Origin of the sequence: Flavobacterium orientale, from assembly GCF_014638005.1 — a bacterium.
Taxonomy (GTDB): domain Bacteria; phylum Bacteroidota; class Bacteroidia; order Flavobacteriales; family Flavobacteriaceae; genus Flavobacterium; species Flavobacterium orientale.
In genome coordinates this window covers 115,055-127,617 of the sequence record NZ_BMFG01000004.1, presented here as the reverse complement: position 1 = coordinate 127,617, position 12,563 = coordinate 115,055, and the positions used below count along the sequence as shown (strand labels likewise).

General features: G+C 37.7%; 7 protein-coding genes. 2 read left to right on the top strand and 5 right to left on the bottom strand.

The features are described from left to right. Positions 1 to 71: 71 nt before the first annotated feature. A protein-coding gene (gene prfB / locus IEV15_RS06680; RefSeq protein ID WP_188361742.1) for a peptide chain release factor 2 occupies positions 72 to 1,167 on the bottom strand; the annotation gives its coding sequence in 2 pieces (ribosomal slippage) (positions 72 to 1,103 and positions 1,105 to 1,167; 1,095 coding nt in all). A gap of 138 nt (positions 1,168 to 1,305) precedes the next feature. Between prfB and IEV15_RS06675 the strand changes: the two genes are divergently transcribed. Continuing rightward, positions 1,306 to 2,331 carry a threonine aldolase family protein gene (locus IEV15_RS06675; RefSeq protein WP_188361741.1) on the top strand — a complete coding sequence of 342 codons (1,026 nt, stop codon included), beginning with the start codon at positions 1,306 to 1,308 and terminating at the stop codon, positions 2,329 to 2,331. A gap of 54 nt (positions 2,332 to 2,385) precedes the next feature. Here the strand turns inward: IEV15_RS06675 and IEV15_RS06670 are convergent, their stop codons facing one another. Together IEV15_RS06670 and IEV15_RS06665 are read right to left on the bottom strand one after the other, a co-directional pair. Next, positions 2,386 to 2,775: a hypothetical protein gene (locus IEV15_RS06670; protein WP_188361740.1), complete on the bottom strand. Its 390-nt coding sequence runs from the start codon at positions 2,773 to 2,775 to the stop codon at positions 2,386 to 2,388. Between the two features lie 75 nt (positions 2,776 to 2,850). Beyond that, positions 2,851 to 4,626: an AMP-dependent synthetase/ligase gene (locus tag IEV15_RS06665; RefSeq protein ID WP_188361739.1), complete on the bottom strand. Its 1,776-nt coding sequence runs from the start codon at positions 4,624 to 4,626 to the stop codon at positions 2,851 to 2,853. A 130-nt stretch (positions 4,627 to 4,756) separates the two neighbouring features. On the opposite strand from IEV15_RS06665, the gene IEV15_RS06660 reads away from it, so the two are divergent. After that, positions 4,757 to 6,685, top strand: a complete 1,929-nt coding sequence (locus IEV15_RS06660) for an LTA synthase family protein (protein WP_188361738.1) — start codon at positions 4,757 to 4,759, stop codon at positions 6,683 to 6,685. Between the two features lie 61 nt (positions 6,686 to 6,746). On the opposite strand, the gene purL is transcribed toward IEV15_RS06660, so the two are convergent. Both purL and IEV15_RS06650 read right to left on the bottom strand, forming a co-directional pair. Beyond that, positions 6,747 to 10,400, bottom strand: coding sequence for a phosphoribosylformylglycinamidine synthase (gene purL / locus IEV15_RS06655; protein ID WP_188361737.1), 3,654 nt, complete (start codon positions 10,398 to 10,400; stop codon positions 6,747 to 6,749). 505 nt (positions 10,401 to 10,905) lie between these two features. Continuing rightward, positions 10,906 to 12,474 (bottom strand): hypothetical protein, encoded by a 1,569-nt coding sequence (locus IEV15_RS06650; protein ID WP_188361736.1) that lies wholly within the window; start codon positions 12,472 to 12,474, stop codon positions 10,906 to 10,908. Positions 12,475 to 12,563 lie beyond the last annotated feature (89 nt).

Sequence of the window (12,563 nt, the reverse complement as noted above, 5' to 3'; positions counted from 1 at the left end):
TTTAGGTAACAATAGCGTATACTTTTTTCAGCGTTTCTAAAACCCGTAACTCGCAACCTGCAACCCGAAAACTACTCTTCCTTCTGTCCCATCATCATCAAATACGCTTTTAAAAATTCGTCTATTTCGCCATTCATGACGCCGTCTACATCGCTGGTTTCTTGTCCGGTTCTAACATCTTTTACCAATTTATAGGGTTGCATAACGTAATTTCGGATTTGGGAACCCCATTCAATTTTCATTTTTCCGGCTTCTATATCCGCTCGTTGGGCCATTTGTTTTTTCAATTCAATTTCATACAATTGCGAACGTAACATTTGCATGGCTCGTTGACGGTTGTCTTGTTGTGAACGGGTTTCCGAGCATTGAATTTGAATACCGGTTGGTTTGTGAAACAATTGTACCTTGGTTTCCACTTTATTTACATTTTGACCACCGGCACCACTCGAACGAGAGGTAATGATTTCTAAATCAGCGGGATTGATGTCAATTTCAATGGTATCATCCACCAACGGATACACATATACTGACGCAAACGAGGTATGTCGTTTAGCATTACTGTCAAAAGGCGAAATTCGCACCAGTCGATGTACGCCGTTTTCCCCTTTCAGATATCCGAAAGCATAATCGCCTTCAATTTCTAGGGTAACGGTTTTGATTCCGGCTACATCACCTTCCTGAAAGTTGAGTTCTTTGATTTTATAGCCTTCTTTCTCGGCCCACATCAAATACATTCGCATCAACATTGAAGCCCAATCACAACTCTCGGTACCACCGGCTCCGGCAGTGATTTGCAATACGGCACTCATGCTGTCTCCTTCTTCGGAAAGCATGTTTTTAAATTCTAAATTTTCGATTAAAAGATTCGCTTGGTCAAAAACATTGTCTACTTCTTCTTCGGAAGCATCACCGTCTTTGTAAAACTCATAAACCATTTGCAGTTCTTCAGAGAGATTGACTGCTTTTTGGTAATCTTCTACCCATTTTTTCTTGGAACGAAGTTCGCGAACGATAAGTTCCGCTTCCTTAGCATTGTTCCAAAAATTGGGGTCAAACGTTTTTTCTTCTTCGTTGGTAATTTCTATTAACTTCTTATCGATGTCAAAGATACCTCCTCAACGCACCAAGACGCTCCACAATACCTTTAATTTGTTCGGTATTTGTCATAATTATTGTAGTTTTGTTTTTTGCAAAGGTAGGAACAAGTTGTGATTTGTCCTAATAGTGAAAATGAAATAATGTAAGATTTGTTACGTAGGGACAGCTTGCGACCTGTCCGAAATGAAATATAAAATTAAAAATTCAATGGAAATAAATTTAGTGAGTGATACGGTTACCAAACCAAATGCAGATATGCTACGTGCCATGTTTAACGCCAAAGTAGGTGATGATGTTTTTAAACAAGACCCCACAGTAAATGAATTGGAAGCAAAAGTTGCCGCGTTTTTTGGCATGGAAGCCGCTTTGTTTTTTCCGTCAGGAACAATGGCCAATCAAGCAGCAATCAAATTGCACACACAACCCGGAGAGCAATTGATTGCCGATAAGTTTGCTCATATATACAATTATGAAGGTGGCGGTGTTTCGTTTAATAGTGGTGTTTCCTGTAAGTTACTGGAAGGCTCTCGAGGGATGATTACCGCTCAACAAGTGGAAGAAGCAATCAATCCGCCTGACTTTTACCACAGTCCGTTGACTACCTTAGTTGCTTTAGAAAACACTACCAACAAAGGAGGAGGTGCTTGTTATGAAATGGTCGATTTGGTAGCGATTAGAAAAGTTTGTGACCAACATGGGTTAAAGTACCACTTGGATGGTGCTCGGTTGTGGAATGCTTTGGTGGCTAAAAATCAGAATCCCTTGCATTACGGAAAACTATTTGATACCATTTCGGTTTGTTTTTCAAAAGGTATGGGAACCCCAATTGGGTCCGTACTCTTAATGTCGCAAGAACACTACAATAAAGTCATGCGAATCAGAAAGGTATTGGGTGGTGGCATGCGACAAGTAGGTTTTGTTGCTGCAGCAGCTATTTATGCGTTAGAAAATAATATCGAACGTTTAGCAGAAGATCACAGACGGGCAAAAGAATTGGGCGTAATGCTGCAACGATTGCCATGGATTCAAGGAGTGGAACCGGTGGAAACCAATATTGTGATTTTTTCGGTACAACCCACAATAGCGGACTTAGATGTCATTGAAAAACTAAAGCAAAAAAACATAGCCATTAGTTCCTTAGGTAAAGGAAAATTGCGAATGGTGACGCATCTGGATTACAAAGAAGTCATGCATACCTATGTACTGGAAACGCTGGAAAAGATTACTTTTTAAAAACAAAAAAAACGCTCTGAAAAGAGCGTTTCTTTTTGAAGTATAGCTTATATTTTATTTCAATTTTCCATTGATTACTGCAATAACAGCACCAATAATGGCACTCATTACAATGGTAATAGCAACATCAAGTAACATCACTTGCACGTCTAATTTACCTGAAGAGGCCATAAAGAGGTTAACCGAGAGGGCATAGAAAAACCCGAAAATGGCTCCGGCTTGTGCACCTGTTTTTGCTAAACTAATGGTGGCCCATTTAACAAACACATACGCCATAAAAAGGCCATAGACCAAGCAACCTAAAAAGATCATGGTTAAATCCATATCTTCTTCATTCGATTGGGGAAAGAAATCTTTAAAGAGCATAGCATAAAAAATCCAGCCTAAAAAGAAATTAACGATACCTCCAACGACACCGGAAACTAAAACGTTTTTTGCATTCATAAATTTAATTGTTTTTGGTTAGTGGTGTAAATTTATGAAAAATGGTAAACACTTGTTAAAAAATGGTGTGTTTTTTTAAGAATTATATATTTTATCGTATAAATATTGGTATTTTTCTTTAACTATTTTTCTTTTCAGTTTCATAGTAGGGGTTAAATGGCCGCCATCAATAGACCAAACATCAGGAGTCAGTTCGAAACGTTTGATTTTTTCCCAATTACCAAAGTTTTCATTGGCAGCTATAATTTCTTCCTGAAAACGTTCTAAAACGTTAGGGTTATTCACCAATTCTTCATTGGTAGCAACTCCTTTCACTTGATGTCGTTTTGCCCATTCGCGAACAAAGTCAAAATTAGGTTGAATAAATGCTGCCGGCATTTTTTCACCGTCACCAATCACCATCACTTGCTCAATAAAAAAGGACTGTTTTAATCGGTTTTCTATTAATTGAGGAGCAATATATTTTCCGCCTGAAGTTTTAAACATTTCTTTCTTACGGTCGGTGATGCGAAGAAAGCCGTCACTATCAAATTCTCCAATATCTCCCGTATGAAAATAACCGTCTTTGATTACTTCGTTGGTTAAGGTTTCATCTTTATAATAGCCCATCATGACGTTGGGTCCTTTACAAAGAATTTCACCGTCTTCAGCTATTTTTACTGCTACGTTTTTAATCAGTTTTCCAACGGTTCCAATGCGGAATAAGCCATTACGCATGTCGTTTACAGAGATAACAGGAGAGGTTTCGGTTAAACCATAACCTTCCATCACAGGAATACCTGCCGCAGCAAAAACTCGGGCTAATCGGGGCTGAAGAGCAGCACTACCGGAAACCATAACGTCAAGATTTCCTCCCAATGCTTCTTTCCATTTGCTGAAAATCAATTTGCGGGCTACCCCCAATTGTTTTTCATACCACCAGCCATTTTGACCATAAGGTTGGTATTTTAAGCCTAAATCGATGGCCCAAAAGAACAACATCTTTTTAATTCCGGTTAGTTCAGCACCTTTTCCGTAAATTTTATCATATACTTTTTCTAATAAGCGGGGTACAACGGTCATCACGTTAGGATGTACTTCTTTTAGGTTGTCCGTTAATTTCTCAATGCTTTCGGCAAAATACACAGACACGGAATAATATTGGTAGATGTACAAAATAACCCGTTCAAAAATGTGACAGATGGGTAAAAAACTCAAAGCGGTACTTGTCCCTTCTTTAAAAGGAATTCGCGGAGCACTATCTAATACATTCGATACAATGTTATGGTGCGAAAGCATCACTCCTTTGGGTCGTCCGGTTGTGCCGGAAGTATAAATTATGGTTGCCAGTTCCTCCGGTTTAACGTTGTCTTTTCTTTCTTCAACTTCACTTTGATTGGAACTGTCAGCTCCTAAGTCCAGCAATTCTTTCCAATTTTTACAACCTGAAATTACATCAAATGAATAGATTTCAGTTAAGGTTGGAACGTTCTTTTTAATAGCTATCAATTTATCATAAACCACTTGATCGGAAACAACACAAATCTTAGATTCAGAATGGTTTAGAATGTATTCATAATCTTCAGATGCTATTGTGGGATAAACGGGCACCGTTTGAGCTCCTACTTGAAGCGATCCAATATCAAAAATGTTCCATTCTGTTCTGTTGGTCGAAGATATCAGAGCAATTTTATCATTTTTTTTAATTCCTAACCTCAAAAAAGCACGAGAAATTGCATTGGCTTTATCCACATATTCCTGAGTGGATGTTTTAATCCATTCTCCGTTGTATTTGGTTACCAGGCAATCGGCAATATCATTCTTTTCAAGTTGATAATAAGGAAAATCAAAAAGGCGGGTTATGTTAATCATGTGAATACAGGTTATATTTTCTGCAAATTAGTAAATTTTGTCAGGAATAAAAAATATTAATTTTTAAAAGTTTGATAGGTCATGTTTTGTACTTTTGCAAAAAAATTTACATTAATTTAACCATTTAGTAATGAAAGCTTTTTTTAGACTGGCAGAGTATAAAGTGTTGTTATACAGATTGCTTTTAGCTTATGTCTTTTATTTTATCAGCCGACTTTTGTTTTTATGCTATAATAATGAAGTCCTGCAAGTGACCTCAGTGGTTGATTTTTTTAGCATTTATTATCACGGATTAGCATTTGATACCACCGCTATTTTATATGTAAACAGTCTTTTTGTGTTGTTGTCTGTCTTGCCTTTTTGGGTAAATACGCGTCAAGGCTATCAGAAAATGTTGTTTTATGTGTACTTCATAACAAATTTATTAGCCTATGCTACCAATTTTATAGACTTAATATATTACAAATATACGTATGCCCGAACTACTATATCAGCCTGGGAGTTAGTGCAGAACGAATCAAACAAAGGCAGCATGCTGTTTCGCTTTTTGGTTACGTATTGGCATGTGTTTTTGCTTTTCATTGTATGTGCTGTTTTGTGGATTTACTTATACAAGAAAGTCGGAATAAAACACATTATTTATCCAAAAGGAAAAATCATTTACGGTTCTACTTCAATAGTGGCACTTTTGGTCATTTCAACTTTAATGGTGGGTGGGATTCGTGGTGATTTCAAAAAAAGTACACGCCCCATTAATTTGGTGGATGCGAACCGACATGTTACCAGAATGGAGCAAGCGGATTTGGTGTTGAATACCCCCTTTGCTATTTTGAGAACCCTTCGTGTAAAAACATTTATTAAGGTGCCTTATGAAATAGAAGATCAAGTTATTGATTCTTTATTTCATCCTGTAAAACACTACACCACCAATCCTAAAACTACACCAAACATTGTGTTGATTATTACCGAAAGTTTTGGCAGGGAATACATTGGTGCGTTCAATAAAGATAGCGGCATAAAAAATCATGTGAGTTATACACCGTTTATTGATTCGTTGGCTTCCAAAAGTTTGATTTTTCCCAACGCTTTTGCCAATGGTAGTAAATCCATTCACGGGATGTCATCGGTTTTGGCAGGAATTCCTTCCTTTAAAGATGCTTTTACTTCTTCACCTTACAGTAAGCAAAACATTGAGTCATTGGTTTCTATTTTAAAGGACCAAGGGTATGATACTTCTTTTTTTCATGGAGCCCCAAATGGTTCGATGGGATTTTTAGGGTTTGGCAATATTTTAGGGTTTGACCATTATTATGGCATGACCGAATTTAATGATGCCTCCCAATTTGATGGCTCTTGGGGTATCTGGGACGAGCCTTTCTTTCAATTTATGAATCAAACCTTGTCTGAAAAAACGAAACCTTTTTTCAGCACCTTATTTACGTTGTCCTCACACGAACCATATTTACTGCCGGAACACCTCGAAGGGAAGTTTCCAAAAGGCAATGTACCCATCCATCAATGTGTAGGTTACACCGATTATGCATTTAAAAAATTCTTTGAAGCCGCAAAAAAAGAAGCGTGGTTCAACAATACCATTTTTATCATTACTGCCGATCATTGCAACCAGGTGTATTATGAGGACTATTATAAAATCGTCAACCGATTAGCAGTACCTATTTTGATTTATACTCCGGATGAAAAATACAAAGGAGTTGACAAACACTTAAGCCAACAAATTGATATATTTCCAACCATTTTGGACATGATAGGCTATGATAAGCCCTTTAGAAGTTGGGGTAGAAGTTTATTGGATACCACAACAACAGAACCGTATGTAATCAATTATAACGGACAGAATTACCAGTTCCAACAAGGTAACTACATTTGCGTTTTTGATGGTAAAAAAGCCATTGGTTTTTATGACATCAAAGATAAAGGACTACAAACCAATTTAATTTCAAAACGCAACAAGGAGATGGACCGCGTCGAATTGGGTTGTAAAGCGTTTTTAAAAGATTATTTTGATAAAATTATAGACAAACAATTGGGAAGTAGATAAGCTTTGGCTTTTCAAATAAAAAAAGGTGCAATCTGTTATATCGATGGCACCTTTTTTATTTTTATAATGCTGTGATCCATTTTCGGGCATTCACAAATGCTTCAATCCATGGTGACACTTCATCGTTGCTGTCTTTTGGATAATGTGCCCAGTTCCAAGGGAATGTCGAACGTTCGATATGTGGCATCATCACTAAATGACGACCCGTTTTATCACACATCATGGCCGTATTGAAATCGGAACCATTCGGATTCGCAGGATAATTTTCATAACCGTATTTGGCTACTATATGGTACTGACTTTCTTCATAAGGCAATTTGAATTTTCCTTCGCCATGTGAAACCCAAACACCTAATGTTGTTCCCGCTAAGGACTTTAACATCACAGAATTGTTTTCCTGAACTTTCACAGAGGTAAAAATACTTTCGTGTTTCTGACTGTCGTTGTGGTGCATCTTTCCGTGAATTTCGTGTTCGGGATTGATGACTTCTAATTCCATGAACAACTGACAACCGTTGCAAATTCCAACAGACAACGTGTCTTCACGTTTAAAGAAATTATCCAACGCTGTTTTTGCTTTTTCGTTGTATAAAAAGGCTCCGGCCCAACCTTTGGCAGAACCCAAAACATCTGAATTGGAAAATCCGCCTACCGCACCAATAAACTGAATGTCTTCCAACGTTTCACGACCTGAGATTAAATCGGTCATGTGTACATCTTTTACATCAAATCCGGCTAAATACATCGCATTGGCCATTTCGCGTTCCGAATTACTTCCTTTCTCACGAATGATTGCGGCTTTGGGTCTTGGTCTTGACAAATCAATTTCCGGTTTCTTTCCATCAAAATGGGAAGGGAATTGGTATGCTAACGGTTGCATTTTATAATTTACAAAGCGTGCGGCTGCTTTTCCGTTTTTGGATTGTTTTTGATCTAATAAATAGGAGGTTTTAAACCAGATATCTCGCCATTTTGCGATGTCTAACGAATAGGCTCCAATTTCTAAAGCACTTGAATGCGTAACATTTCCTAATTTATGGAAAGTGACGTTTTCCTCTTTTAAGAATGATTCAAACACACTGTCATCATTCGCTTGAAGCACAATTCCAATGTTTTCTGCGAATAAAATTTTCAATACATCTTTTTCTTCAAATGAGGAAAAATCAAGTTTTGCACCTAAATTGTTATCGGCAAAACACATTTCTAATAATGTCGTAATCAAACCACCACTTCCAATATCGTGTCCAGCAGCAATTTCATCGTTTTTGATTAATTCCTGAATCACATTAAATGCTTTTTTAAAGAAAGCGGCATTTTGGATGGTTGGTGTTTCTTTTCCAATCGCATTTCTAACTTGCGAAAAAGAAGAACCTCCTAATTTGAACGCGTCTTGCGACAAATTAATATAATAAACAGAACCGGCATTCTTTTGAAAAACAGGTTCAACTACTTTCGTAATGTCATTGCAATTTCCGGCGGCAGAAATTATAACCGTTCCGGGTGCAATTACTTCCGCATCAGCATATTTTTGCTTCATGGAAAGGGAATCTTTTCCGGTTGGAATGTTGATTCCAAGTTCGATAGCGAAATCGGAACACGCCTCAACCGCTTCATACAAACGAGCATCTTCGCCTTCGTTTTTACAAGCCCACATCCAGTTGGCAGAAAGCGAAACACTTTTTAAGCCATCTTTTAACGGAGCAAAAACAATGTTGGAAAGAGCTTCACCAATGGCATTTCTACTTCCGGCTTTCGGGTCAATTAACGCAGAAATAGGCGAGTGACCTAGTGTAGTGGCAATTCCTTCTTTTCCTTTGTAATCTAATGCCATCACACCCACATTGTTCAAGGGTAATTGTAATGGTCCGGCACATTGTTGTTTGGCCACTTTTCCACCAACACAACGATCGACTTTGTTAGTTAACCAATCTTTACAAGCAACAGCTTCTAACTGTAAAACGTGTTCTAAATAGGTTTCAAAATCGGCTTCTTTATAATTAATTTCGGTAAAATTTCGTTCCACCGAAACATCATTCATGATCACTTTTGGCGAACTTCCGAACATATCAGCCAATTCAAAATCCATTGGTTTGGCTCCGGTTGTTTTCGATTCAAAGGTAAATCGTTGATCTCCGGTTACATCACCCACTTGATACATGGGTGAACGCTCTCTGTCGGCAATGCGTTGCAATGTATCCATATCTTTTTGACCAATCACCAAGCCCATCCGTTCCTGACTTTCGTTGCCAATAATTTCTTTGGCAGATAGGGTAGGGTCGCCCACAGGCAATTTATCCAAATCGATTAATCCTCCGGTTGCTTCCACTAATTCCGATAAACAGTTTAAGTGGCCACCCGCACCGTGATCGTGAATGGAAACAATCGGATTTTCATCACTTTCCACCAAACCACGAATGGCATTGGCAGCTCTTTTTTGCATTTCGGGATTGGAACGTTGAATGGCGTTTAGTTCAATTCCTGAACCAAATGCTCCTGTATCCGCTGAGGAAACAGCGGCTCCACCCATTCCGATTCGGTAGTTTTCACCTCCTAAAATGACGATTTTATCTCCTACTTTGGGTTCGTGTTTTTGTGCTTGTTCGGCTTTTCCGTAACCAATTCCGCCTGCCAACATAATTACTTTATCAAAACCTAGTTTTCGAGCATCTTCTTCGTGTTCAAAGGTCAAAACCGAACCGGTAATTAACGGTTGTCCGAATTTATTACCAAAATCAGAAGCACCATTGGATGCTTTGATTAAAATATCCATTGGCGTTTGATACAACCATTGGCGTTCTTCCATGGCATTTTCCCACGGACGGTTTTCTTCCAAGCGTGAGTAAGAGGTCATATACACCGCTGTTCCGGCTAAGGGTAACGAACCTTGACCACCGGCCAAACGGTCTCTGATTTCTCCACCCGAACCGGTTGCTGCTCCATTAAAGGGTTCAACCGTAGTTGGGAAATTATGTGTTTCTGCTTTAATCGAGATAACCGAATCAAATTCTTTCGTTTGATAAAAATCCGGTTTATCGGCACTTTTGGGAGCAAATTGTTCCACTTTCGGCCCTTTGATAAACGCGACATTATCTTTATAAGCCGAAACAATATCATTCGGATTTTCTGCCGATGTTTTTTTGATTAATTTGAATAGCGATGACGGTTTTTCTTCGCCATCAATCACAAATGTTCCGTTGAAAATTTTGTGACGGCAATGTTCTGAATTCACTTGTGAGAAACCAAAAACTTCGGAATCCGTTAAATTGCGTTTCAGTTTAATCGCTAACGTGTTCAAGTAATTGACTTCCTCTTCGCTTAAAGCCAAACCTTCTTGTTTGTTGTAAGCCGAAATATCCTCAATTTCAATAATCGATTCCGGTTGAATATGGATGGTGAAAATGTCTTGATGCAGTTCCGAATATTTTTGAAATAACATCGGATCAAAATCAGTGGAATCTTCTTTTACTTTTTGGAATTCTTCAATGCGAAGAATACCCTCAATACCCATGTTTTGTGTAATTTCCACGGCATTGGTACTCCAAGGGGTTACCATTGCGGCACGAGGTCCAACAAAAAAATCCGTCAGGACGGATTTTTCTATTTTATGGGTGTTGCCAAAAAGCCAGTTTAATTTTGAAATACTTTGTACCGAAAGCTCGTTTTGCGTTTGAACCGCAAAAACAGTTGCACTTTCGCTTCCGAAGAAATGAATCATTATATTTTTATTAGTTGTGTTGTACGTGCAAAAGTACTCTAAAAAAGTAAAATGTAAAAACTTTTAAATAGTAAAATTAACCCGTTGGGTGCAATTAGTGCAAAAATGATTTTTTTAATTATTGAATCAAATTAACCACATAGATACATAGGAAAAATGACATAGAACCAATTATTGGTTTCGCATAGCTATGTGATTCTCTAATTGAGCAAAGCGTCTTTTAGAACTCAAAATACTATGAACCTATGTGGTTTAAAATCCAGAGAATTCAATTACACCCGACGAGTTAAAATTAACCATTTGGGTGTAATTAGAACAAGATTGATTTTTTTAAATGCGTAACATAATTGAAACACTTAGAAACGAAGAAAAAAGAGTGAGATAACCCAATTATTGGACTCACATAGCTATGATTTTCTATAGATAAGTGAAACGACTTTTAAATTCTATGAAATTCTATGATTCTATGTGGTAAAAAAATTGAATTATACTTTATAGGTTAAAATTATTCCGGGAAAGGTGCATTTTGATAAGCCCCTAAATCAGGTGGTGTGGAACGGGTTCTGTTTAAAATATCTTTTTCAATATAGAAAGCATTGGAGCCTTTACCAATCACTCCCGAGGTTTCATCTATGAATAATTTATTAGAATTGGCATTAAAATAATTCGGATTAAACAAAGAGGAATTAGTGGCCAAATATACTTCATTATAATGTGCTGTATCCGTTGCAAATTGATACAAAGGATTGTTTGTAAACGGATTGGAAATGTTGTTGAACTTAATCAAACAATGGTCAAAAAAGTAATTGAAGGTGTCGCTGCCTTCTTTTACAATCAACATTTGAATTTGATTGGAACCATAGATAATGGAATTCTGAAACGTGGCTTTAACAAGTGGCTGTGTTTCCGGAATAGCTCCTTCAATATAATTGTCAATAATAACAGAAACTTGTCGTGCGTTTGGAAAACTATTGTTGAACGTGCAATGCGTAAACTCATAACTTCCGCCATACGAACAAGCTAAACTCACTTGACCGGCTCGGTTAATCACCACATTTTCTCCCGTAATGTAGCCCGTTCTGGAAAGTATACCTACATTAGACGAGTTGTAAATTTGAACATTTGAAAGTTTGACATCCGGTGCTATGTTTGACAATCCCGTATTTCCTGTAACAAACAAACCTACAGTTGCATTTTTAATGATGCAATTGTTGAACTCATTTTCTTTACTTCCTTGAGTCAACCAAATGGTGCCCCATTGACCCGCCACATCTTCAAAAAACGGCTCCAATCGGTCGCCTTCAAAAATAACTTGATTTTGTAAGGGTTGTGTTTCATCGGTTACAGGCAATCCGTTTACTTTTATAGAAGCGTTGTTGCCAACAATCAAACCGGAACCGGAATGAAAGTGAATGCGTGCTCCCGCTTCAACAGTTAATGTTTGATTGGAAGGGACTGCCGCATAGCCATATATCACATAGGGCTTGGAGTTGTTCCAAAACAATTCATTGCCATTAATGGGGTCGTTTTCATCTAAAAAGAAACCATATATTTCGTCTTCACCAATAGGTAGTGTTTCCGTTGTGCCGTTCTCAAAGCGTTGCGGATATAAGAAGTAAGCATCTTGAATTAAGGTAACCAATTCCACAGTTTGCGGGGTTACGCTTGCAATGTTATGGAATTCAATTTGATCGGTGTATAAAAAATCACCCGGATTGGCATCCGCAATGCCGGCTGTAGTTTCAATAAAAACAAATAGGCTGTCCTTGGCCAGTAATTCTACATTGGTAAAAATACGGTTGTCTTGACCAACTAAACCATCAACGGTAATGCGGTATTTGGATTCCAATCCTTTTCCCAATCGAATGGAAGGAATGCTGATGTCTTTATTTGATTTGTTGTACACTTTCAACATGTACGTACTCGAACTTACATTCGTAAAAACAGTGTCTAAGTAGATGGTATCTCTTGAAAACTCCAATCCTCCGGTACTGGGAGAAAATTCAAAATCATTACGACATGAAATAAACGAGATAACTATAAAACCAAATACAACTAATAGGAGTGGACGCATTCTGTTAGAATTTTTGTAAAAATAACTATTAATTTCAAAATCTAAGAATCATAACGAAAAAAGTAGGATAATAGTTTGATGCCTTTATT

Bases quoted from the DNA above. Each gene is read 5' to 3' on its own strand.
- IEV15_RS06675 (WP_188361741.1), top strand. From the start codon at position 1,306: ATGGAAATAAATTTAGTGAGTGATACGGTTACCAAACCAAATGCAGAT.
- IEV15_RS06670 (WP_188361740.1), bottom strand. From the start codon at position 2,775: ATGAATGCAAAAAACGTTTTAGTTTCCGGTGTCGTTGGAGGTATCGTT.
- IEV15_RS06665 (WP_188361739.1), bottom strand. From the start codon at position 4,626: ATGATTAACATAACCCGCCTTTTTGATTTTCCTTATTATCAACTTGAA.
- IEV15_RS06660 (WP_188361738.1), top strand. From the start codon at position 4,757: ATGAAAGCTTTTTTTAGACTGGCAGAGTATAAAGTGTTGTTATACAGA.
- purL (WP_188361737.1), bottom strand. From the start codon at position 10,400: ATGATTCATTTCTTCGGAAGCGAAAGTGCAACTGTTTTTGCGGTTCAA.
- IEV15_RS06650 (WP_188361736.1), bottom strand. From the start codon at position 12,474: ATGCGTCCACTCCTATTAGTTGTATTTGGTTTTATAGTTATCTCGTTT.